Source organism: Palleronia rufa (assembly GCF_000743715.1).
GTDB lineage: Bacteria > Pseudomonadota > Alphaproteobacteria > Rhodobacterales > Rhodobacteraceae > Palleronia > Palleronia rufa.
In genome coordinates this window covers 58,991-80,761 of record NZ_JQEY01000004.1, presented here as the reverse complement: position 1 = coordinate 80,761, position 21,771 = coordinate 58,991, and the positions used below count along the sequence as shown (strand labels likewise).

25 protein-coding genes are annotated in these 21,771 nt (G+C 70.5%); 8 read left to right on the top strand and 17 right to left on the bottom strand.

From position 1 onward, the window contains the following. Window positions 1–109: 109 nt before the first annotated feature. Window positions 110–643 carry a hypothetical protein gene (locus KW83_RS20510; RefSeq protein ID WP_152563515.1) on the top strand — a complete coding sequence of 178 codons (534 nt, stop codon included), beginning with the start codon at window positions 110–112 and terminating at the stop codon, window positions 641–643. Between the two features lie 53 nt (window positions 644–696). Here the strand turns inward: KW83_RS20510 and KW83_RS07795 are convergent, their stop codons facing one another. The 3 genes from KW83_RS07795 to KW83_RS07785 form a co-directional block, all read right to left on the bottom strand. After that, window positions 697–1,224 carry a redoxin domain-containing protein gene (locus KW83_RS07795; protein WP_036177108.1) on the bottom strand — a complete coding sequence of 176 codons (528 nt, stop codon included), beginning with the start codon at window positions 1,222–1,224 and terminating at the stop codon, window positions 697–699. Window positions 1,225–1,316: 92 nt separating this feature from the next. Next, a complete protein-coding gene (locus tag KW83_RS07790; RefSeq protein WP_036177106.1) occupies window positions 1,317–1,625 on the bottom strand; it encodes a hypothetical protein in 309 nt (102 codons plus the stop codon). A gap of 116 nt (window positions 1,626–1,741) precedes the next feature. Then, window positions 1,742–2,356, bottom strand: a complete 615-nt coding sequence (locus tag KW83_RS07785; RefSeq protein WP_051928355.1) for a pseudouridine synthase — start codon at window positions 2,354–2,356, stop codon at window positions 1,742–1,744. Window positions 2,357–2,503: 147 nt separating this feature from the next. On the opposite strand from KW83_RS07785, the gene KW83_RS07780 reads away from it, so the two are divergent. Beyond that, window positions 2,504–2,716 (top strand): hypothetical protein, encoded by a 213-nt coding sequence (locus KW83_RS07780; protein ID WP_036177105.1) that lies wholly within the window; start codon window positions 2,504–2,506, stop codon window positions 2,714–2,716. Between the two features lie 19 nt (window positions 2,717–2,735). Here the strand turns inward: KW83_RS07780 and polA are convergent, their stop codons facing one another. From polA to KW83_RS07765, 3 genes are all read right to left on the bottom strand, one after another. Next, complete coding sequence (gene polA, locus KW83_RS07775) at window positions 2,736–5,555, bottom strand: DNA polymerase I (protein ID WP_200879669.1); 2,820 nt, start codon at window positions 5,553–5,555, stop codon at window positions 2,736–2,738. Between the two features lie 163 nt (window positions 5,556–5,718). Beyond that, on the bottom strand, window positions 5,719–6,483 hold the full coding sequence (locus tag KW83_RS19070) for a hypothetical protein (RefSeq protein WP_051928354.1): 765 nt from the start codon (window positions 6,481–6,483) through the stop codon (window positions 5,719–5,721). Beyond that, window positions 6,467–6,682 carry a zinc-finger domain-containing protein gene (locus KW83_RS07765; RefSeq protein ID WP_051928353.1) on the bottom strand — a complete coding sequence of 72 codons (216 nt, stop codon included), beginning with the start codon at window positions 6,680–6,682 and terminating at the stop codon, window positions 6,467–6,469. Before KW83_RS07765 ends, KW83_RS19070 begins: the two co-directional genes overlap by 17 nt. Before the next feature lie 99 nt (window positions 6,683–6,781). Here KW83_RS07765 and KW83_RS07760 point away from each other — a divergent pair, with 99 nt between their 5' ends. The 3 genes from KW83_RS07760 to KW83_RS07750 all read left to right on the top strand — a co-directional run bounded on the left by KW83_RS07760 (window position 6,782) and on the right by KW83_RS07750 (window position 9,203). After that, a complete protein-coding gene (locus tag KW83_RS07760) occupies window positions 6,782–7,726 on the top strand; it encodes an ABC transporter ATP-binding protein (RefSeq protein ID WP_036177101.1) in 945 nt (314 codons plus the stop codon). Window positions 7,727–7,774: 48 nt separating this feature from the next. Further along, window positions 7,775–8,734: a mechanosensitive ion channel family protein gene (locus KW83_RS07755; RefSeq protein WP_051928352.1), complete on the top strand. Its 960-nt coding sequence runs from the start codon at window positions 7,775–7,777 to the stop codon at window positions 8,732–8,734. Window positions 8,735–8,804: 70 nt separating this feature from the next. Beyond that, window positions 8,805–9,203: a SpoIIAA family protein gene (locus KW83_RS07750; protein ID WP_036177099.1), complete on the top strand. Its 399-nt coding sequence runs from the start codon at window positions 8,805–8,807 to the stop codon at window positions 9,201–9,203. Window positions 9,204–9,412: 209 nt separating this feature from the next. Here the strand turns inward: KW83_RS07750 and KW83_RS07745 are convergent, their stop codons facing one another. Beyond that, window positions 9,413–9,793 carry an HIT domain-containing protein gene (locus KW83_RS07745; RefSeq protein WP_036177098.1) on the bottom strand — a complete coding sequence of 127 codons (381 nt, stop codon included), beginning with the start codon at window positions 9,791–9,793 and terminating at the stop codon, window positions 9,413–9,415. 21 nt (window positions 9,794–9,814) lie between these two features. Further along, window positions 9,815–11,389: a DUF5928 domain-containing protein gene (locus KW83_RS07740; protein ID WP_036177096.1), complete on the bottom strand. Its 1,575-nt coding sequence runs from the start codon at window positions 11,387–11,389 to the stop codon at window positions 9,815–9,817. Between the two features lie 127 nt (window positions 11,390–11,516). On the opposite strand from KW83_RS07740, the gene KW83_RS07735 reads away from it, so the two are divergent. Further along, a complete protein-coding gene (locus KW83_RS07735) occupies window positions 11,517–12,332 on the top strand; it encodes a sulfotransferase family protein (protein ID WP_036177094.1) in 816 nt (271 codons plus the stop codon). A gap of 142 nt (window positions 12,333–12,474) precedes the next feature. Here KW83_RS07735 and KW83_RS07730 read toward each other — a convergent pair whose 3' ends face one another. From KW83_RS07730 to def (KW83_RS07690), 9 genes are all read right to left on the bottom strand, one after another. Continuing rightward, entirely contained in the window at window positions 12,475–12,978 is a 504-nt protein-coding gene (locus KW83_RS07730; RefSeq protein WP_036177348.1) for a type III secretion system chaperone family protein, read from the bottom strand. A 207-nt stretch (window positions 12,979–13,185) separates the two neighbouring features. Further along, window positions 13,186–13,788: a recombination mediator RecR gene (gene recR / locus KW83_RS07725; protein WP_036177092.1), complete on the bottom strand. Its 603-nt coding sequence runs from the start codon at window positions 13,786–13,788 to the stop codon at window positions 13,186–13,188. A 60-nt stretch (window positions 13,789–13,848) separates the two neighbouring features. Continuing rightward, window positions 13,849–14,193 carry a YbaB/EbfC family nucleoid-associated protein gene (locus tag KW83_RS07720; protein WP_036177090.1) on the bottom strand — a complete coding sequence of 115 codons (345 nt, stop codon included), beginning with the start codon at window positions 14,191–14,193 and terminating at the stop codon, window positions 13,849–13,851. Window positions 14,194–14,464: 271 nt separating this feature from the next. Next, window positions 14,465–16,237 (bottom strand): DNA polymerase III subunit gamma/tau, encoded by a 1,773-nt coding sequence (locus KW83_RS07715; RefSeq protein WP_036177089.1) that lies wholly within the window; start codon window positions 16,235–16,237, stop codon window positions 14,465–14,467. A gap of 70 nt (window positions 16,238–16,307) precedes the next feature. Continuing rightward, window positions 16,308–16,688: a YidH family protein gene (locus KW83_RS07710; protein ID WP_036177088.1), complete on the bottom strand. Its 381-nt coding sequence runs from the start codon at window positions 16,686–16,688 to the stop codon at window positions 16,308–16,310. A gap of 390 nt (window positions 16,689–17,078) precedes the next feature. Further along, entirely contained in the window at window positions 17,079–17,978 is a 900-nt protein-coding gene (gene fmt / locus KW83_RS07705; RefSeq protein WP_036177087.1) for a methionyl-tRNA formyltransferase, read from the bottom strand. Between the two features lie 222 nt (window positions 17,979–18,200). Then, entirely contained in the window at window positions 18,201–18,692 is a 492-nt protein-coding gene (gene def / locus KW83_RS07700) for a peptide deformylase (protein ID WP_036177086.1), read from the bottom strand. Window positions 18,693–18,837: 145 nt separating this feature from the next. Next, complete coding sequence (locus KW83_RS07695) at window positions 18,838–19,287, bottom strand: hypothetical protein (protein ID WP_036177085.1); 450 nt, start codon at window positions 19,285–19,287, stop codon at window positions 18,838–18,840. Between the two features lie 22 nt (window positions 19,288–19,309). Continuing rightward, window positions 19,310–19,840 carry a peptide deformylase gene (gene def / locus KW83_RS07690; protein ID WP_036177083.1) on the bottom strand — a complete coding sequence of 177 codons (531 nt, stop codon included), beginning with the start codon at window positions 19,838–19,840 and terminating at the stop codon, window positions 19,310–19,312. 261 nt (window positions 19,841–20,101) lie between these two features. Between def (KW83_RS07690) and KW83_RS07685 the strand changes: the two genes are divergently transcribed. Both KW83_RS07685 and KW83_RS07680 read left to right on the top strand, forming a co-directional pair. Further along, window positions 20,102–21,271 carry a MalY/PatB family protein gene (locus KW83_RS07685; protein WP_036177081.1) on the top strand — a complete coding sequence of 390 codons (1,170 nt, stop codon included), beginning with the start codon at window positions 20,102–20,104 and terminating at the stop codon, window positions 21,269–21,271. An 8-nt stretch (window positions 21,272–21,279) separates the two neighbouring features. Next, the gene (locus KW83_RS07680) at window positions 21,280–21,762 is read left to right on the top strand and encodes a GNAT family N-acetyltransferase (RefSeq protein ID WP_036177079.1); all 483 of its coding nucleotides are present in this window, start codon (window positions 21,280–21,282) and stop codon (window positions 21,760–21,762) included. Window positions 21,763–21,771: the final 9 nt, after the last annotated feature.

Sequence of the window (21,771 nt, the reverse complement as noted above, 5' to 3'; positions counted from 1 at the left end):
GCGGGCAGCCATCCGGTGCGCTCGTTTCTCACGCCCGGGCACCGCGCCGGAGGTGGCCGGTCCTCTTTGCCTCAGCCACGGTGTCGCGGGCGACCTTGGATATTTTCGCTTGGCGGCGCCCTTCGCAATCCGGGCATCCGGCGTGACCGCGCTCATTCACGGTCAACCGCGCTGTCGGGCCGTCCGAACCGTCGACCGGGCCTTCGACGCGATCGAACGGTTTCCGTTGGCTCGAACACGCCTGCGGTGCGACTTCAACAACATCACAGATTGCGTCGCCGCGCCCTGCATCCGCAGGCTCGGGATCGGCCATCGTAAAACCGCAACTCAGGGACTGCGTGTCGCGATCTGCGGCCGGGACTGGCCCAACTGCAATCTCGGTTCCCGTCCGGGCGGCTCGATGATCAGCGCTCGCCGCGTCGCGACCGACGCGGACATGCCCTGCACTTGGTGCCCGGACGTGACAAGGCATGTCGGCCTGGCCGATCCGCCGCGCGCGTCTTGCAACGGAATGCCCACCGCGCGCGGCGGATCGCCGCCCGCCCTGTCACGGATTGAAACCGCCCTCAAGGAGACGGCGGCGGCCGCATCCGCGTGGCACGACAGAAGAGGCCCGGCGTCGTGTCGCCGGGTCGGCCGGTGACGCGCGGGACAACGCGCACCGGGACATCCGGCCATGGTCGGCGGCGCGGGCGCTCAGGCAGCCTTTTGCTGGCCGCGGGCGGGGTAGTCGTTGTTCTTGATGAAGTCGACCTTGCCCAACAGTGCCTCAAGATCCGGGCGCGCGAAGGGCGAGTTCGACACGGCGGCCAGATAGAGCCGTCCGTCCGGGCGCACCCAGAACACAGCCGGTTCCGCGAAATCCGCCTTTTCGCTGTCCTGGATCGGCTGCGAGACATAAAGGCCCCAGTCCGCGGCCTGGTCGGCGGTCATCCCGTAGCCCATGGGGATCGGGTCCAGCCCCCAGTCCTCATGGGCCTGCCGCGCGCGGTCCTCGCTGTCCATGGAGACGTGGATGGTCTCCACGCCCTTTTCCAGAAACCGGTCGTAGAGCGCGCGGCTCTGGCCGAGATAGCTCTTGCAGACCGGGCAATGCAGGCCGCGATAGACGATGATCTGGGTGAAGGCGCCCGGCGACTGGGCGGAAAGCTCCCAATCCGTGCCGATGATCAGCGGCAGCTTGAGATCGGGGGCCTTGGCGTCGGGTGTGGGGGTGGTGGGCATGACAAAAATCCTCGGGTCGTTGCGTGTCGCCCGGTCAGCGCATCGGCGCGCCATTCGTTCCCGGCCGTGACCCGATGACGCGCGGCCCCGCACTAACCCACGCAGCGCACCAGAGACAGCAGCGGCACGTCGCGGAACCGAATAGCGCGTCCAGCGACGCGCACGGTCGTGCCCTCTGCGGTCCAGAACCAGCGCCCCTCGCCTTCTCCCGCGATTTCCGCGCGGCAATCGGCGCTCAGCCGGATGACCTTTCCGGCGCCGGTCAGCCGGCTGCCGGCGGGCAGCCGCGTTTCGGCATAGACCTCGCCGGATTTCGAGACCATGTCGCGGACCGCCGTCCGCTCGGCCAGGGCGGGGCTTGCCATCAGGCAAAGAACGGGCAGAATGAAGCGTGCGACCATGGCGGGCCTCCTTGCGGATGTCTTCGGATACCGGGGGAACGTCGCAGCGATCGGCCGGGCTGTCATGCCCGCGGTCGGTCCGCTTGCCGTTTTGGCCGCCGAACGTCACACCCCGGTCACATCGGCGGAATCGCGCCGATCCGGCCGTCCGGGCTGATCGTCCGGGGGTCGAGCGCGCGCCAGGCGCCGGGCGCAAGCCCGTCCAGGTCGACCGGACCGATCGCCCAGCGCACCAGCCGCAGGCACGGCAGCCCGACATGAGCGGTCATGCGGCGGACCTGGCGGTTGCGCCCCTCCCGCAGGGTCAGGCGCAGCCACGAATCGGCAACGGTCTTGCGCGACCTCACCGGCGGGTCGCGCGGCCAGAGACCCGGCGGGGCGATGCGTTCGGCCCCCGCCGGGCGGGTCGGCCCGTCCTTCAGCGTCACCCCGGCGCGCAGGGCGCGAAGCTGATCGTCCGACGGCGTGCCCTCGACCTGGACAAGATAGGTCTTGGGCATCTTGTAGCGGGGATCGGTCAGCCGCGCCTGCAACCGGCCGTCGTCGGTCAGCAGCAGCAGACCCTCGCTGTCGCGGTCGAGCCGCCCCGCCGGATAGAGCCCGGGCAGGTCCAGATGCGCGCCCAGACCCGGCCAGCGGCCGTCCGGGGTGAACTGGCTGAGGACGTTCATCGGCTTGTTGAACGCCACCAGCCGCGACGGGACGGCGGCGGGCCTGCGCGGACGGCTCATGGCCGCGCCCGGCCCGCCGCGGTGGCGGGCTGGGGCCGCATTGCATCTATTTTCGTGATGGAAGCCCTGCCGATCATTCGTTTCACAAGATGCGTACGCCGATGTAGTTCCGGAGAGGACGCCCACTCTTCCGCACGGAGATACCCCATGATCCTGTCACACACCCACCCCGATCCCGCCGCGCCGGCGCGCCCCTGCGCCGACCAGCGCGCCGCCGACCTGTCCCGCCTCGGGATGGTCCTGACGCTGAAACTGGCCGTCGCGCTGGCGATCATGCTTCTGGCCCAGTCCGGGGACGCCTTCGCCCCGGTGGCGACCGCCGGCCCCGACTGGCACGGCAACGCCGCGACTGCGCGCTGAGCCGCTCAGGCCGGGGCGCTCAATGCGCCTCGGCCCAATTGGCGCCCTGCCCCGCATCCGCCAGCAGCGGCACCGACAGGGCGACCGCCGGCAGGCTGGCCTGCTCCATCACCTCCCGCGCGCGGGCGATCAGCGCGTCCTGGTGCCCCTCCTCGACCTCGAACAGCAACTCGTCGTGCACCTGCAACAGCATTGTCGCGGGCAGGCCGGCGATGGCGGCCTCCATGCGGATCATGGCGCGGCGGATCACGTCGGCGGCCGTGCCCTGGATCGGCGCGTTGATCGCCGCGCGTTTGGCGAAGCCCGCCCCGGGCCCGCGGGCGTTGATCTCGGGCGTGTTGATCCGGCGACCGAACAGCGTCTGGACGTAGCCGTGCTCCTTTGCGAAGGCGGTCGTCTCCGCCATGTAGTCCCTGATGCCGGGGAAACGCTCGAAATAGCGGTCGATGAAGCCCTGCGCCTCGTCGCGGGGGATGCGCAGGTTGCGCGCCAGCCCGAAGCCCGAAATCCCGTAGATCACGCCGAAATTGATCGCCTTGGCCTGGCGGCGGATCTCCGGCGTCATCTGGTCCAGGGGCACGTTGAACATCTCCGACGCGGTGGCGGCGTGGATGTCCTGGCCGTCCCTGAACGCCGCCTTCAGCGCGTCGATCCCGGCGATATGGGCCAGGATCCGCAACTCGATCTGCGAATAGTCGAGGCTGACCAGCACCCGGCCCTGCGGCGCCACGAAGGCCTCGCGGATGCGGCGGCCTTCTTCGGTGCGGATGGGGATGTTCTGCAGGTTCGGGTCGGTCGAGGCGAGCCGTCCGGTATTGGCCCCGGCGATGGAATAGGAGGTGTGGACCCGTCCCGTCGCGGGGTCGATATGGTCCTGCAGCGCGTCGGTGTAGGTCGATTTCAGCTTGGACACCTGCCGCCAGTCGAGGATCCGGCCCGGCAGGGCATGTTCGGTCGCCAGATCCTCCAGCACGTCGGCGGGGGTGGCGTATTTGCCGTTCTTGCCCTTCTTGCCGCCGGGCAGGCCGAGCCGGTCGAACAGGATCTCACCGACCTGCGCGGGGCTCCCGACGTTGAAGCGATCCCCGGCCAGGGCGTGGATCTCGTCCTCCAGCCCAGCCATCTTCTGCGCGAAGGCGCCCGACATGCGGGACAGCGTGTCGCGGTCCACCTGGATGCCGGCCATCTCCATGCGCGCAAGGACCGGGATCAGCGGGCGTTCGAGCGTCTCGTAGACGGTGGTGACGCTGTGGCGGTGCAGCTGCGGCTTGAACAGGTCGTGCAGGCGCAGCGTGATGTCGGCGTCCTCTGCCGCGTATCGCACCGCCTTGACGCAATCGACCCTGTCGAAGGTGACCTGAGCCTTGCCCGACCCGATCAGCTCCTTGATGGGGATCGGGTTGTGGCCCAGGTAGCGCTCGGACAGCGTGTCCATCCCGTGCCCGTGCAGACCGGCGTGGAGCGCGTAGCTGAGCAGCATGGTGTCGTCGATGGGGGCCACGTCGATGCCGAGCCGCGCCAGGATCTTGGTGTCGTACTTGGCGTTCTGCAGGATCTTCAGCACGGAAGCGTCTTCCAGCAGCGGTTTCAGCAGCGCCAGGGCCGCGTCGAAGGGCACCTGCCCCTCGGCCAGCGCGTCGGAGGCGAAGAGATCGGCCTCCGGGTTCTGCTTGTGCGCCAGGGGGATGTAGCACGCGACACCCGGTTCCAGCGCCAGCGACACGCCGACCAGAAGGGCCCGCATCTCATTGAGGGCGGTGGTTTCGGTGTCGAGGGCGACGTAGCCCTGGGCGGTCGCGCGGGCGATCCAGTCGGCCAGTTCCGGCTCGGTCCGGATCCAGGTGTAGTCCTCGGGAAACGGTGGCTGCTCGGCCGCCTCCGCCTCTGCGGCCGGGGCGGATTCCGGAATGGCGGGGGCCGCGACGCCCAGTTCCTCGGACACGCGGCGGACGATGGTGCGGAACTCCATCCCCGTCAGGAACCCGATCAGCGCCTCGGGGTCGGGGTCGCGCACCTCCAGCGTGTCCAGATCGTAGCCGAGGTCCATACCGCAATCGAGCTGGACGAGCCGCTTGGACAGCTCGATCTGGGCGCGGTGGTCGATGAGGGTCTGGCGGCGTTTTGGCTGGGTGATCTCTCCGGCGCGGTCGAGAAGCTCCTCAAGCGAGCCGTAGTCGTTGATGAGTTGCGCGGCGGTCTTGATGCCGATGCCGGGCGCGCCGGGCACGTTGTCCACCGAATCCCCGGCCAGCGCCTGGACGTCCACCACCCGCTCCGGCCCGACGCCGAACTTGGCCTCGACCCCGTCGCGGTCGATGACGGTGTTCTTCATGGCGTCGAACATCACCACGCCGCCGCCGACAAGCTGCATCAGGTCCTTGTCCGAGGACACGATGGTGACCCGTCCGCCCGCGTCGCGCGCCTTGCAGGCGAGGGTGGCGATGATGTCGTCGGCCTCGAACCCCTCCTGCTCCAGACAGGCGACGTTGAAGGCGCGCGTGGCCTCGCGGGTCAGCGGGATCTGCGGGCGCAGGGCCTCGGGCATCTCGTCCCGGTTGGCCTTGTAGAGATCGTACATGTCGTTGCGGAACGTGTGCGAACCCTTGTCGAACACCACCGCCGCATGGGTCGGCGCGTCCGGACCCTTGTTGTCCTGGATGGTCTTCCACAGCATGTTCACGAATCCCGAGACCGCGCCCACCGGCAGCCCGTCGGACTTGCGGGTGAGCGGCGGCAGCGCGTGGAAGGCGCGGAAGATGAAGGCCGATCCATCGACCAGATGCAGGTGATGGCCCTTGCCGAACGGCACGTGGCGCCCCCCTTGTTGGATTGACCGCATCTGTTTGACACGATCCCGCGCCGGGGACCAGCGCCGCCGGGCGGGCCGCGAGAGGGGCGGTGTGGTCGGCCTGACCGCGCCGCCCGGCGCCGTCGCGGGGCGCGGGCCGGACCCCGCGGTTCCGGCGCGCCCGCAGCGTCTCCGGCCGGGTCCGCCGTGCCGGTCAGTCGGGATCGCAGGCCCGTTCGCGCAGGACGGTGCGGCGCGGCACGTCGAACGCGGGCGGGTCCAGCGACGGAAGCCGCCCCTCTCCCAGCTTCTGGCCGATCGGCACATCGGGAACGATGTCGGCGTAGCTCGCCCCCAGATCCGGCCATCCGTCGAGCATGGGATCGCGCGGGCCGGGCGGCAAGACCGGACCGGCCGGAGTGTCCGGCGCGACCGAGGTGCTGACCCCGGGGGCCGTGTCGGCACCGGGCACGGGCGGCGTCGGGCGGTCGCGCCCGGCCATGACGGCGACACCGCAGGTGGCGATGCCGCGCGCCGACCCGGCCGCCAGATCGACGAACTGCCCGCGCTTCCTGGCGTAGCCGGCGCGGAAGTCGAGCGGGACGGGATGGACGTAGCGGCCGGTTTCGTCGCCGAACAGACGCTCCGGCCCCTGCCAGTCCCGCCCCAGGGCGGCCCGCAGCGTGTAGCGTCCCGGCGGCATCAGCACCCGCAACGGCCGGCCGGCCCGCGCATAGGCGGTCAGCGCCACGTCACCCGTGCGGGCGTCCCGCATCTCCACGAAGGCGTCGCGCCCGTCGGGCCCGGCCACCACCAGGGGCAGGGTGCGCGGCAGGCCGGTCCGCGTCTCGACCAGGCCATGGGCCGGGCGCGTCTGCGCGGCCGCCAGAGGCGCTGCGGCCAGCAGCACCGCAAGCGCGCCCGCCAGCGCCGCGGCGCGGCCGGGGGCCCGGCGTCCGATGTCAGTGCCCGTCCGCACCGTCCGCCAGCACGAACCGCTTGTCGCAATAGCCGCATTCCACCCAGCCGCGGGCCTCCGGGATCTGCAGCCAGACCCGCGGATGGGTCATGCCGCCGTCGCAGGAGACCCGCGCGGTCGTCACCTGCTCGGTCTCCGGTTCGTCATGGGCGCCGGTGGGGGGCAGCGGTCCCTCCAGATCGACGGGTTTCTCTGACATGGGTCGGTTCCTTCGGCACTTGCCGCCCCGCAGGACGGAGGTTAGGTCGAGCCGGAATGTTACCGGACAATGCGGCAGCGACAAGGCGGGGCGGTTCACATGGGTGGCAATGCCATCGAACTCAGGGGTCTGACCAAGACCTACGCGGGCCACAAGGGCGAGCCGCCGAAACAGGCGCTCAAGGGCATCGACCTCGACATTCCGCAGGGATCCGTGTTCGGTCTGCTGGGGCCGAACGGGGCGGGAAAGTCCACGCTCATCAACATCCTGGCGGGACTCGTGACCAAGACCTCCGGCCGGGTCGGCATCTGGGGGTTCGATCAGGACGTGAACCCGCGCCAGTCCCGCGCGGCGATCGGCGTCATGCCGCAGGAGCTGAACCTCGACCCGTTCTTCACCCCGCGGGGCAGTCTGGAGGTACAGGCCGGGCTGTATGGCGTGCCGCGCGCCCAGCGCCGGACCGATGAGATCCTGGAGCTGATCGGCCTGTCGGACAAGGCCAACGCCTATGCGCGCGCCCTGTCGGGCGGGATGCGCCGCCGGCTGCTTCTGGGCAAGGCGCTGGTCCACGACCCGCAGATCCTGGTTCTGGACGAACCCACGGCGGGCGTTGACATCGAACTGCGCCAGATGCTCTGGGCCAATGTGCGCAAGCTGAACCGCCGCGGCATGACGATCATCCTGACCACCCATTACCTGGAAGAGGCCGAGGCGATGTGCGACGAGATCGCCATCATCCACCACGGCGAGCTGCTGATCCGCGACACCACGAAACGGCTGATCGCGCGCATCGACACCAAGACGCTGGTGATCGAGCCGGCGACGCCGCTCACGGGCGACCTGCCGCTGCCCGACGGCGTCCAGATGGACCGCCGCGACGACGGGCGGCTGGCGTTCAACTACGCCCGAACCAAGGTCAAGCCCGGCGACATCCTGTCGGCGCTGCGCGAGGCAGGCATAGAGATCGCGGACGTGTCCATCGAAGAGCCGCATCTGGAGGACGTGTTCCTGGACCTGACCCGCGCCCCGGACCACGCCGCCTGAGGGAACCCGGGCCGCATCCCCGCACTTGGCCGCGAGGGGGCGCGCGACATGGACCAGATCGAGGCCGATACCGGGCGGATCATCGACAAGCTGGAGAGCTGGATCGAGGGGTCCGTGCGGCTGGTGCCCAATATGATCGCGGCGCTGGCGATCCTGCTGCTGTTCTACCTGCTGGGCCGGCTGCTGGCGCGCTGGGCGCGGCACGCGGCGACGCGGCGGGGGCGCGCCAACCTGGGCGACGTCGCCGGCGCGCTGGTGCGCTGGATGGTGATGATCCTGGCGGTGATGCTGGCGGTGACGATCATCGCCCCGTCGATCACCCCGGCGGACCTGTTCGGCGCGCTGGGCATCGGGTCGGTCGCGATCGGCTTCGCGTTCAAGGACATCCTCCAGAATCTGCTGGCCGGCGTGCTGATCCTGGTGCGCCAGCCCTTCGAGGTGGGCGACCAGATCGCCGTCTCCGGCGGGCATGAGGGCACCGTGGAGCGGATCGAGACCCGCGCGACGCTGATCCGCACCTACGACAATCGCCGCGTGGTGATCCCAAATTCCGACATCTACACCGATTCCGTGGTGGTCAAGACCGCCTTCGCCACGGCGCGTTCCGAATACGACGTGCTGATCGGCTGCTCGGACGATTTCGACACCGCCTGCCGGGTCATGGTCGACACCTGCCGCGCCATCGACGGCATCCTGTCCGACCCCGCCCCGGAAGCGATCCCCTGGGCCATGGAGGCAGACGGCAACCTCATCCGCCTGCGCTGGTGGACGGCCTCGGACCGCGCCAGCACCGTGGGGATCTGGGGCCGGGTGATCCAGCGCGTCTATGCCGCGCTCGACGCCGAAGGGGTGGATCTGCCCTACCCGACCCGGGTGCTGCTGCTCCACGACCAGACAGAGGATACCGACGGCGACCGGACCCGCCAGCGCGAGGGTTGGCCCGCGGGCGCCGGCGACGTTCCGCGCCAGTCCCGCATCGCCGATGCGCTGTCGCGGCGCGGCAGCTGACCGGCGGTTCGCGGGAACCGTTCCGCCGTTTCGCGCCTCTACCCAAGGAAAGCAGACAGGAGGCCCAGCCATGTTCACGACCGCCAGCGTCCGCGAAACGCCCAACGACACGGACGGCGTCTATGCCTTCCACATCATGGGCGAGGTCAGCGCAGAGGACATGTCGGCCATGGCCGATTACATGAACCGCGCCTTCGACACCCATGACAAGGTGTCGATGCTGCTGATCTTCGACCGGTACGGCGGTGCCGAGCGCGGCGCGAACGCCGACTGGTCGGTCATCAAGTCGCGGCTTCGGTCGCTCACCAACGTGGACAAATACGCGGTGGTCAACGCCCCCGACAGCGCGGAAAGCATGATCCGGACCATGGGCGCGCTGATTCCCGTGGATGTGCGCACCTTCGACGATGAGGACGCCGCCTGGGCCTTCGTCGGCGCCCGCGCCCTGGACCGCGACATCCACCGCTGACGGCCGCCCCACCATTGTGGCCGGGGGCCGTCTCGACGCGACGCGCGCCCTCACACGAAGTACGGTTCCGACGTGAAGGCCGTGCCGACGGAAAGGGCCGTGCCGAGGTGACAGACGCTGCCCCGCGAAGGGCGTGGCCGGGCCGACGAATCCACGGTCGGCGGGCCGGGGACGGTCCGCGCCTTGGATGTACGGAGCCGTACCGTCGCTCAGGTCTTTTCCAGCATCCGTCCCAGGCGGCGGCCGCCCAGGATGTGCAGATGATAATGCGGCACCTCCTGCACGCCGTGCACCCCGGCATTCGAGATCACGCGGTAGCCCGCGCCGCCCTCCGCCAGCGACAGGCCCTTCTCGGCGACGATCCGCGCCGTGGCCCGGGCGAAATCCAGCAGTTCGGCATCCTCTGCCTCGGCGCAGAAATGGTCGTGGCTGACATAGGCGCCCTTGGGGATCACCAGCACATGCACCGGCGCCTGCGGGCCGATGTCGTTGAAGGCGAGCGTATGCTCGGTCTCCAGCACGGTATCGTTGGGAATCTCGCCGCGCAGGATCTTGGCGAACACGTTCTGGTCGTCATAGGCGTGGGGCATCGTCGTCTCCTTGGGTTCGGGTCAGTCGCTGAACAGATGCGGCAGGTCGAGGATCCGGGCGGCGGTCTCTCCGGGGATCTCCAGCCCCTCGGCCAGGTGGCGCACCCGCTCGTCCGGGCTCTGCCGCTCCGAAAGGCGCGTCAGATGGGCAAACCCCGCGTCGCGGATCGCATCGCTCTCAAAGGCGATGTCTGCGCGCAGGGTGGGCAGGAGCCGGCCCAGCGCGGCGGCGGAGGCGTCCTCTCCCAGCAGGCCCAGACGCCGGGCGTGGCCGGCCAGGTAGTCGTCGCCGAAGGCGCATTCCAGCTCCACGATGCGCACCGTGCAGCGGTCCGCGTCGAAGTCGCGCATGATGTCGATCGCGTCGCTGTCCAGGCAAAGAACCAGCCGGTCGCCGCCGAAATGGTCCAGCACCAGACGCAGCAGCGCCCTGCGGTGGCGCTGGCGCTTGGCCAGGGTCTTCTCGATCCCGCCCAGATCGGGAAGCCCCGCCTCGACCTCGTTGAACAGGTATCCCAGGCTGGGGACGCCCGTCACCTCCGTGATCCGCGCGGCCAGGCGCTTGGCCACATGCCATTTCTTGCACACCAGCAGCGTCAGCTCGCGGTCCAGCCCCAGCGTGGCCCCCCGTTCCCAGAACCGCGGCGCGAACCGCCGCCCGATCCGGCCGCGCCCGGTCAGGAAGGCGTGGATCCTCCGCCCGTCGCCGGCCGGCGCGAACGTCACCCCGGTGCGCGCATAGAGATCGCCCAGCCGCCGCTTGAGGTCCAGCGCGCCGGGGCTGATCTTGCGCGCGAACAGATAGTCCTGCCCCAGCAGCAGATCGTAATGGTCGTCGTAGAAATTCACCGGCATCCCGTAGTCGGAGAAGATCAGGAAGGTCAGCGTCCGGTTGCGCAGCTCCACATGGGGCACCAGGTGGCGCACGAGGGTCTGAAAGAACACCTCATCGGGAATCCAGGTGGTGCGGAAGAACGCGATCACGTCGCGCCGCGCCGCGCAGAAGGCCAGCACCGATTGGACCGTGGCGCGCCTGAGGCACCACCATTGCGAGCCGATCATCACCTGCAGGTCGCGGGGCGGCGCGCGGGTCACCCCCAGCCGCTTCTGCACCTCGTAGGAGGCATAGAACAGACGCCTCTGGGTGCGTTCGTTGAAGTAGTGCCGGTAGATCAGCCGCTCCTCGGTGAAGCCGGTCTTGATCCAGTCCGACCGGTGATAGTCGTGGCTTTCGATGAAATCCACGTTCTCGCGGTCGAGCATGGCGCGACAATGTTCGGCCGACTTGATCGGCATGCAATCGCCCGACAGCAGGTAGAAATGCGTGGCCCTGGGGAAGCTGTCGATCGCCGCGCGCAGGGCGTTCAGCGTCGCCGCGACCAGGCTCCATTCGCCCCAGCCGCACCTGACCCGATCGGCCAGAACCACCCGCGGGTTGTCCCGGAACGCCTTGGCCAGCAGGTCGAACTCAGCCTGGGAAGAGCGGCGGTCGAAGTGGATGGAGATGAAATCGCCCACCGACGTCATCCGGTGGGCCTGGGCGATGATCGCGTGAGGATCGGTGTGGCAGAGCAGAATATACGCGATCTTAGCCATTTGTGGCGTATCCCCTCCCTCAACCGGCCAGGTCTCGCCCTCATAGCGTGAAGCGAGATTGCAATTACAGGCCCCGTTTGCTTTTTTCGCGCGGCGGGGGCTGCGACCGTCAGGGAGAACGGGACCGATGGGCTTTCCAGGCACCTGGATGACGACGAGCGAAAGCATGGTCTACCGCGTCGTGCCGAAATGCGCCTGCTCGACCATCGGGCAGATCATGTACTATTCCGACCATGGCACGTTCTTCGACGGCGACATCCACGACGCCGCCTCCGGCCTGCACAAATGGGCGATGGAGGACAGCCAGGCGCAGATCGTGCGCGCCGTCACCTCGCACCAGGTCTATTCCTTTACCTGCGTGCGGAACCCCTACACGCGCATCCTGTCGTCCTTCTTCGACAAGATCTGCGGCATCCAGCGCAACGGCAAGCGCTACCGCGGCAACATGGTGCCGATGCTGATGCAGAAATACGGCGTCGATGTGGGCGGCGCGTCGGGAGAGGAGCCGTTCGACCAGATCGCGTCGTTCCGGCGGTTCCTGCTCTTCGTGCGCGACACCATCCGCTGGCGCAAGCCGATGGATCCGGACATCCACTGGTCGGCCACCTCGGGCCATGTCTCTACCTTCATCGCCAATGGCGGGCGCTACGACCGGATCGTGTGGACGGAGACGTTCAACGACGGGATGGGCCAGGTGCTCGACCGGATCGACGCGCGCCATGCGGTGGACCTGGACGCCATCCCCCGCTTCAACGAGAGCGAGGGCCACGGCCCCAGACGCGCCCACCCGGTCGAGGCCTATTTCGACGATCTCTCCATGCACCTGATGTGGGAGATCTACCACCGCGATTTCCGGCTGTTCCGCTACGATTTCCACAATCCCGGCAACAAGCTTCCGCTGGGAGAGATCGACCTGGACGAGGTTCACGCCAAGCTGTCCTGACGCCCGCCCCGCGTCCGTGCCGGGCCGCTTTGCCCTTGCCGCGCGGTCCCGGACCCGCACGGGTCCGCCCCGCATCGTCGCCCCGCGCGACAGACGCAGGCCCCTGCCGTCGCCGCGCGGGCGCCGCCTCGCGCCGCTGCGGTCAGGCCGTGCCGTAGGCTTCGGCGATGGCCACCTGCATGGCGTCCGACGGGGTCCGGTCCCCCCAGCAGACCAGCTGGAACGCCGGGTAGAACCGCTCGGAGTTGCGCACCGCGGCGTCGATCATGCGGTCGATCTGCTGGGCCGTGGCGATCTGCCCGCCGGTCAGGGTCAGCGCGTAGCGATAGACCATCAGCCTGGGCTCCGCCCAATAGGTGAAGGCCCCCAGCCAGCAATTGTCGTTGGCCTCGCTCAGCACCTCGTAGAGGGCCGGCAGGCGGTGCGCGGGCGGCTCCATCTCGAAGGTCGCGATCAGCCGCAGCGTCTCGTCGCAGGGCGCCCAGGCGAGCGTCAGCGAATAGGTGCGCCAGCGCCCCTTCACGGCCATGGCGATCTGGTCCTCGGCCACGCGGTCGAATTCCCAGTCGTTGTATTCCGCCAGATTCTCGACCATGTCGATCGGGTCGAGATCGTCGGTTTCGATGAATTGCGCGCTGAGCGACATGATCGCCTCCGCCTGTTTCACTCCGCCGCGATCCGCGATCGCACCAGAGATCGGTGCCTGCCCCAAGGACGGGAGGTCGGGCCCCCTGCCCTTACAAGATATGGTGTTGAATGAGGCCCGGCCTGTAAAGGCTTTATTTGGGGCGGACCTGCAACAAGTTGTGGAAAGCGCGTGGCCGCCTACCAGATGGCCGGCGACGCGGCCCGGTCAGAGCGCCCTGCGCGCCCGCAGCGCCGCGCCGATGGTGCCGTCGTCGAGATAGTCCAGCTCACCGCCCACCGGAACGCCCTGGGCCAGGCTGGTCACCGACAGCCCCTCCCGGCCCGCCAGCCGGTCCGAGATGTAATGGGCGGTGGTTTGCCCGTCCACGGTCGCGCCCAGCGCCAGGATGACCTCGGTGATGCCGTCCTCGGCGATGCGCGATTCCAGCCGGGGAATGCGCAGCTCATCCGGGCCGACGGCGTCCAGGGCGGACAGGGTGCCGCCCAGCACGTGGTAGCGTCCGCGGAACACCCCCGCCCGCTCCATCGCCCAGAGGTCGGCCACGTCCTCGACCACGCAGATCTCGCCGGTGGCGCGCTTGTCGCTGCGGCAGATGGCGCAGATCTCGTCCGTTCCGACATTGCCGCAGACCAGGCACTCGCGCGCGTCGTCGGCCACGTCCAGCATCGCCTGCGCCAGGGGGCGCATCAGCGCGCCGCGCTTCTTGATCAGATGCAGCACCGCGCGCCGGGCCGAGCGCGGCCCCAGCCCCGGCAGCCGCGCCATCAGGTCGATGAGCGCCTGGATCCGGTCGGACCCGTCGCTCATGGCCGCGACGGATCGCGACGCGCTTTCGCAAGCTGCGGGCCGGACGGCATCCGGGCCGGCCTAGAACGGCAGCTTCATGCCGGGCGGCAGTCCGAGCCCCTCGGTCAGTTTGCGCATCTCTTCCTGGCTCTTGTCAGAGGCCTTCTGCTGCGCATCCTTGATCGCGGCCAGGATCAGGTCCTCGACGACCTCCTTTTCGTCGGCATTGAAGATCGACGGATCGATATCGAGGCCCACAAGCTCGCCCTTCGCGGTGGAGGTCGCGCGGACCATCCCGGCCCCGCTTTCGCCGGTGACCGTGATGGCGCGCAGATCGTCCTGCAGCGACTCCATCTTGCCCTGCATCTCCTGCGCGGCCTTCATCATCTTGCCCATGTCGCCCAGGCCGCCCAATCCCTTGAACATATCGCTCTCCCGAAGCTGGTGTCGGGTGTCAGATACGGACGGCGGGCCGACCGCGCAAGGCCCCGGACCGGGCGCCCGCGCGGCCGGGGCAGGGTCAGGCGGCGCCGAGCAGGCGCAGCACGATCAGGACCACGACGATGAGGCCGACGATGTAGATGATGGAGCGAAGCATGGCGTTTCCTCTTGAATGGTATGGGACCACGACATGCGCTCCCTGCGGGGCACAACACCCGCAGCCCCCGTCCGGGTTCCACCGCGCGTGGCGGCGCGGTCAGTCTTCCGCGAAGGGGTCCCATTCGTCATCGACCTCCGGCAGGGCGTCGGCCCGCGCCTCGGCGGCGATCTCCTCGGGGGTGCGGATATGGACGATCCGGGCGTCCGGGAAGGCGTCCAGCACCGCCTGCATCATCGGATGGGCCAGCGCCGCTTCGCGCAGCGACAGCGCCGCCGCGTCGCGCGTTTCGGCGATGGTGGGGGCGCCGCCGCCGGAGACCACTGAGACGGCCCAGCGCACGCCCGTCCAGCGTTGCAGCGCACCCGAAAGCCGGGCGGCCAGGTCGCGCGGCGCGGAGTCCGCCGGCTCGAACTCGATACGCCCGGGGACGTAGGCCACCAGGCGCACGCCGGTCTCCACGTCGATCAGCAGCTTGGCATCCCGGTTGGCGCGGATCATCTCCACCACCTGGTCGAAACGGGCGTAGCGCGCCAGCGCATCGTCGGGCCGCTGCGCCAGAACGGTCGCGCCGCCGCCACCGCTGCCGCTGCCGGTGCCGCCGCCCCGCCCGACCGGCGCGCCGCCGGACGGCGCCTGCGGCGGCGCGGCGGGGGCGGGGCCGGAAGCGGGGGACGGGCCGGGAGCGGGGGACGCGGTCTCCGGCGGCGGCGCATCGTTCAGCCGGCGCACCAGATCGCCGGGGCTGGGCAGGTCCGCCACATGGGTCAGGCGGATGATCGCCATCTCCGCAGCCATCATCGCGTTGGGGGCGTGGCCCACCTCTTCCAGGGCCTTGAGCAGCATCTGCCACATCCGCGTCAGCGCCCGCATCGGCAGCCGGTCGGCCATGTCGCGGCCCCGCGCCCGCTCGTCCGGGCCGACGGTGGGATCGTCGGCCGCACCGGGCGTGATCTTGACCACGCTGATCCAGTGGGTGATCTCGGCCAGGTCGCGCAGCACCGCCAGCGGATCGGCGCCGTCCGCATACTGCCCGGACAGTTCGGACAGCGCCGCGGCCGCATCGCCGCGCATCACCATGTCGAACAGATCCAGCACCCGGCCCCGGTCCGCCAGCCCCAGCATGGCGCGCACCTGCTCGGCGGTGGTCTCTCCCGCGCCGTGGCTGATCGCCTGGTCGAGCAGGCTCTGCGCGTCGCGGGCAGAGCCTTCGGCGGCGCGGGCGATCAGCGCCAGCGCCTCGTCCGAGACGGCCGCCCCCTCCGCCGCGGCGATGCGGCCCAGCATGGCGATCATCTGCTCCGGCTCGATCCGGCGCAGGTCGAACCGCTGGCAGCGCGACAGGACGGTGACCGGCACCTTGCGGATCTCGGTGGTGGCGAAGATGAACTTCACGTGGGCGGGGGGTTCCTCCAGCGTCTTCAAGAGCGCGTTGAACGCGCTGGTCGACAGCATGTGGACCTCGTCGATGATGTAGATCTTGTAGCGCGCCGAGGCCGGCGCGTAGCTGACCGTCGAGATGATGTTGTCGCGGATGTCGCCCACCCCGGTCTGCGACGCGCCGTCCATCTCCATCACGTCCACGTGGCGCCCTTCGGCGATGGCGCGGCAGGGCTCGCACGCGCCGCAGGGGCTGACCGTGGGGCCGCCCTGCCCGTCCGGGCCGACGCAATTCATCCCCTTGGCGATGATCCGCGCGGTGGTGGTCTTTCCGGTGCCGCGGATGCCGGTCATGATGAAGGCCTGGGCGATGCGGTCGGCCTCGAACGCGTTGCTGAGCACCCGCACCATGGCGTCCTGGCCGACCAGATCGGCGAAGGTCTGGGGGCGGTACTTGCGGGCAAGGACCTGGTAGGCGGGGGCGTCTGGCATGGGACCTCGGTCGGTTCGGGGGAGATGGGGCGACTCGGCGCAGGGGCGCGGCCAGACTAGCGCGCCCGGCTCAGAGCAGCCAGAGCACCGCGCCGATCCCCACCGTCCCGATTGCCAGAAGCGCCGACAGGACAGAGATCCGGCGCAGCGGCTGCGCGTCCGCGCTGTGCGTGTCGATGGCGCGGCAGGACCGGCGCGCCTCCTGCCAGCCGGCGACGAAGATCACCAGCGCCGTCAGCAGGAACGCGGTGGCCACCGCCTTGGGCATCCAGGTCGGCTCGAACGGGCGGAACACCGCCTGCAGGCCCAGCGCCACGACGATGGCGGTCAGCCCGGTCCGCACCCAGCCCGCGAAGGTGCGCTCGGCGGCCAGCCGCGTGCGGTCCTCGGCCCAGTCGGTCCGGTCCTCGGCCCAGTCGGTGCGCTCTTGCGCCAGGTCGTCCTTGCCCATCCGTCAGATATAAGAGGCCGGGCCGCCCTGGAAAGCCGTCCCCGCGCGCCCCCGCCGCCGCACCCCTAACCCCTTCTGGGGCGCCGCGAGGCGCGCAGGGGCCTTGTAGACGTTCACCGGGTTTCTCACGCCGTCTCACTCGGTTCGTTGCCGGAAGAGACCGCACGCCGCGCGTTTGCGGGACGATACACACCGTTTCATGGGCGTTTTCGGGTCGGCACCGGCGGAACGCGGGCCGAACGAGAGTCGATGCGACAAACCCGGTGCACCGCCAACTTGTCGTCCATGGAGACGGCCTGTCCTTGTCTGCGGCGGTGACACATCCGGGCGAACGCGCGCTCAGGCGGTGCCGGTGCCAGCCCTCCCGCGGCGGCAGGACCGCCCGGCCGCTCAGTCCAGCCGGGCGGGCAGCGCCATGCCCCGCAGCGCCTCCGCCGCGGGTTGCGGGCGGCGGCCTTCGCGCTGGAGTTCGGTGATCTCCACCGCCCCCGCGCCGCAGGCCACCGTCAATGCGCCCAGCACCGTGCCGGGTGCGCCGCCGCCCTCCGCCAGGCGGCTGCGCAACAGCTTCACCCGCGCGCCAGAGACCGTGCACCACGCGCCCGGAAACGGCGACAGCCCGCGGATCAGCCCGTCCACCTGCGGCGCGGGCCGGGTCCAGTCCACCCGCGCCTCGGCCTTGTCGATCTTGGCGGCATAGGTGACGCCGGCGGCGGGCTGCGGCTGTGCGTCGAGCGTGTCCAGCCGGTCCAGGGCCGACACCACCGCCGCGGCGCCCAGGTCCGACAGCCGGTCGTGCAGGTCGCCGGCCGTCTCCTCCGGACCGATCGGCGTGGGCGCGCGCAGAAGCACCGGCCCGGTGTCCAGCCCCGCGTCCATGCGCATGATGCACACGCCGGTCTCCGCGTCGCCCGCCATCACGGCGCGCTGGATCGGGGCCGCGCCGCGCCATCGCGGCAACAGCGACGCGTGGATGTTCAGACACCCGCGCGGAACCGCGTCGAGCACCGCGCGCGGCAGGATCAGCCCGTAGGCCACGACCACCGCCACCTCCGCGCCCAGATCGGCAAAGGCCCGCTGCGCGTCGGCGCCTTTCAGCGAGACGGGGTGCCGCACGTCGATGCCAAGCTCGCGCGCCGCCAGCTGCACGGCCGAAGGCCGGTCGCGCCTGCCCCGCCCCGCCGGGCGCGGCGGCTGGGTATAGCAGCACGCCACCTCATGCCCCGCGGCCACCAGCGCCCGCAGGGCGGGTACGGAGAATTCCGGCGTTCCCATGAAGACGATGCGCATGGCTCTTTCCCTCTGTGATACCCTCGGCGCCCGCGTCTCCGCCGCGCCCTGGCCGGTCTCGCGCGCTCAGGCCGGGCAGGACTGGTCCCGCCCGGCGCGCGCACCGGATCCGGCCGGCGCGCACCGGCGCCTGCGCCCGACCTAGCCTGGCGGGCAGCCCGGGCCAAGGGCGCGGCCGGGGCCCTTCGGCACTGTCCGGCAGCGCCGCACGCGCCCGCGCGGTCAGCCGCGCGCCGCGCGTTTCAGAAGCATGTCGCGCCGCACCCGGCTCAGCCGGTGGACGTAGAGCCGCCCGGCCAGGTGGTCGATCTGGTGCTGTACGGAGACCGCCCAGAGCCCGGCGAACGCGCGCTCGGCCGGGGCGCCGGTCTCGTCCAGATAGGTCACCGTCACCGCGCAGGGCCGCGCGACCCGGGCGGAGACGCCGGGCAGGCAGGGAGAGGCTTCTTCATGCGTGCAGAGCGTTTCGCCGGCATGGCGCACCACCGGGTTCGCCATGCGCACCGCCTGCCCGCGCGTCTCGCTCGCATCGACCACCGCCAGCCTTTGCATGACGCCGATCTGTACCGCGGCAAGGCCGACGCCCGGCATCGCCTCCATCGTGTCGATCATGTCCGCCCAGACCGCCCGCACCGCGTCGTCCACCCGCGCCACCTCAGCGGCGGGCGTCCTCAGCCGCCGGTCCGGCCAGACGAGGATGGCGCGGCGGGCCATCAGGCGCGTGGCGCCACGCGCCCGGGCCCGGCACGCGCCGGGCGGCGCGCAGACGCCACGGCGCACGCCAGGGCGGACGGGTGCCATCCGCGTCCCCGCCGCCCCGGACCGGGGGCCGGCCGGTCGCCGCGCCCCCCTTGCGCGGTCATACCGTCGCGCCGGGGCGCAGGTCTGCCAGGTAGCCCTCCGGCGAGGCCGGATCGCGCATCATGTGCCGCACCCAGGCGTCGCGCTCATGGGCCAGGACCGGCAGTTCCCACACGCAGGCCACCAGCGGGCGCGGCGCGACCGGATCGAACCCCGCCCCGGTCGACAGCGACAGGCGCTGGCACAGGATCCCGCCATGGGCCCACCAGTCCAAAAGCAGCCAGGTCCCGTCCTCGCCCTCGTGCAGCACCGCAAATCCCAGACCGTGGGCGCCGCCCTCCCGCGCCGCCTCCGGCGCGATCCGCGCGGCCTCGTCCCGCGCCAGGGCCAGAAGCGCCTCCCCCGGGGCGGCGGTGCCGATATGGTAGAGCTTCAGCCGCAGACCGCCGACGCGCCAGCCCGGCAGGGCGCGCAGGGGCCGGGGGCGGTAGATCTCGGCCGGGGTCACCGGCGCGGGGTGGCGGCGCGCGTCATGCCGAAGCCGTGCGCGCCCGCTCGCGCTTCAGCTTCTGCATCTTGCGGGTGATCATCTGACGCTTCAGCGGTTTGAGGTAATCGATGAAGAGCTTGCCATCCAGGTGGTCGATCTCATGCTGCACGCAGGTCGCCCAGAGCCCGGCGAAGCGCTCCCGCCGCCGCACCCCGTCAAGGTCGGTCCATGTGACCTCGACCTCCGCGGGGCGCTCCACGTCGCCGTACTGGTCGGGGATCGACAGGCAGCCTTCCTCATAGGTGGCCATGGCCTCCGACACCCATTCCACCGCCGGATCGACCAGGGCCATGGGCCGGGGGGCGGCGCCCTCTTCCTTGACGCAATCCATCACGATCAGCCGCCGCAGCACCCCCACCTGCGGGGCGGCCAGGCCGATGCCGGGCGCGTCGTACATGGTGTCGAGCATCCGGGCCGCCAGATCGCGCACCGCGGCGTCGGGAACTCCGATCTCCTCGGCGCGGGTCTTCAGGCGCGGATCGGGGTGGAGAAGGATGGGCAGGATCGACATTGCCCCGATTTAGGCGACGGGCCGCCGCCGCGCAATGCCCAGCCCGTCCGCCACGCCGGCGCGGCATCCGCGGACGCCGGGACGTCCCCCCCCCGGCGACATTCCGCGGCTTCGACGGGGCCGCTCCCCCGGCCGCGCAACCCGCCGTCCACCCGGCCGGGCCTCTCCCTTCCGGCCCGACGGCGCCGGGATGCGCACGGCTTCGGCCTTGATCCCGGCGCCCGGTGCCCCACTGTCACCCGGCGCAGCACAGGAGTCAGCATGAGCTTCGACGACATCATCGACCGCCGCGGCACCCATTCGGCCAAGTGGGACAGCATGGAGGCGATCTACGGCGTTCCCGCCGACGACGGGCTGGCCATGTGGGTGGCCGACATGGAGTTCCGCCCGCCCGATGTCGTGCAGGACGCGCTGCGGGCCATGATCGACCACGGCGTGTACGGCTATTACGGCGACGACGCCGCCTATCTGGAGCGGATCCGCTGGTGGATGGAGACGCGGCACGGCTGGACGCTCGACCCCGCGCATGTGACCACCACCCACGGTCTGGTGAACGGCACCGGGCTCTGCGTGGACGCCTTTACCCAACCGGGCGACGCCGTGGTGCTCTTCACCCCCGTCTATCACGCCTTCGCCCGGGTCATCCGCGCCGCGGGGCGCGAGGTGCGCGAGCTGGAATTGTCCCTGCAAGGCGACCGCTACCTGCCCGACTGGGACGCCTTCGACGCGCGGATGACCGGCCGCGAGACGATGCTGATCTGGTGCTCTCCGCACAACCCCGGAGGCCGGGTCTGGACCCGCGCGGAGAACGAGGCGCTGGCCGAATTCGCCCGCCGCCACGATCTGGTGCTGGTCTCCGACGAGATCCACCAGGACCTGGTATTCCCCGGCCACCGCCACATCCCCATGGCGCTGGTCGAGGGGACGCGGGACCGGCTGGTGACCATGACCGCCACCACCAAGACCTTCAACCTGGCCGGCGGCCACACCGGCAACGTCACCATCGCCGACGACACCCTGCGCGCCCGGTTCAAGACGCGGCTGGCCGCCCTGGGCCTGTCGCCCAACTCCTTCGGGCTGGTGATGGCAGAGGCCGCCTATAGTCCGGAGGGGGCGGCCTGGGTGGACGACCTGATGGCCTATCTCGACGCCAACCGCAGGCTCTTCGACGACACGGTGGCGGCGATCCCGGGCCTGGCCTCCATGCCGCTGGAGGCCACCTATCTGGCGTGGGTGGATTTCTCCGGCACCGGGATGACCCAGGCAGAGGTCCTGTACCGGGTCGAGGAAGAGGCCAGGCTCTGCGTCAACCACGGCCCCACCTTCGGCGCCGGCGGGGACGGCTTCCTGCGCTTCAACATCGCCATGCCCCGCGCCCAGATCGAAGAGGCCTGCGCCCGCCTGACCGACGCCTTCTCCGACCTGCAATGACCGCCGCCATGGCGGTCCGCGCGGCCCGGCCAGGGGACGCGGCGCGGATCCTGCGCCTGTGGCACCGGGGATGGCACGACGCCCATGCGGCGCTGGTCCCGCCCGCGGTCCTGGCCTGGCGCGACCCGGAACATTTCCGCATCTGGCGCGCCGCGGCGGCAGGGCCGACCTGGGTCGCGGCGGACCCCCGGATCCTTGGCATGGTCGCCGTGACGGGCGATGAGCTGAGCCGCCTCTTCGTGGACCGCGCGGCCCGCGGAACCGGAGTGGCGGGCGCCCTCCTCGCCCGGGCAGAGGACGCCCTGCGCGCCGGCGGGACCGCCCGCGCGCATCTGTTCTGCACCGCCGGCAACGACCGCGCGCGGCGGTTCTACCTGCGGCGGGGCTGGCGCATCGCCGCAACCTTCGACAGCCCGCTCTGGGTTCCGCCCGGCATCGACCTGCGCATCGCCGTGCCGACCCACCGGATGACCAAGACCCTTCTGCCCTGAGCGGCGCGG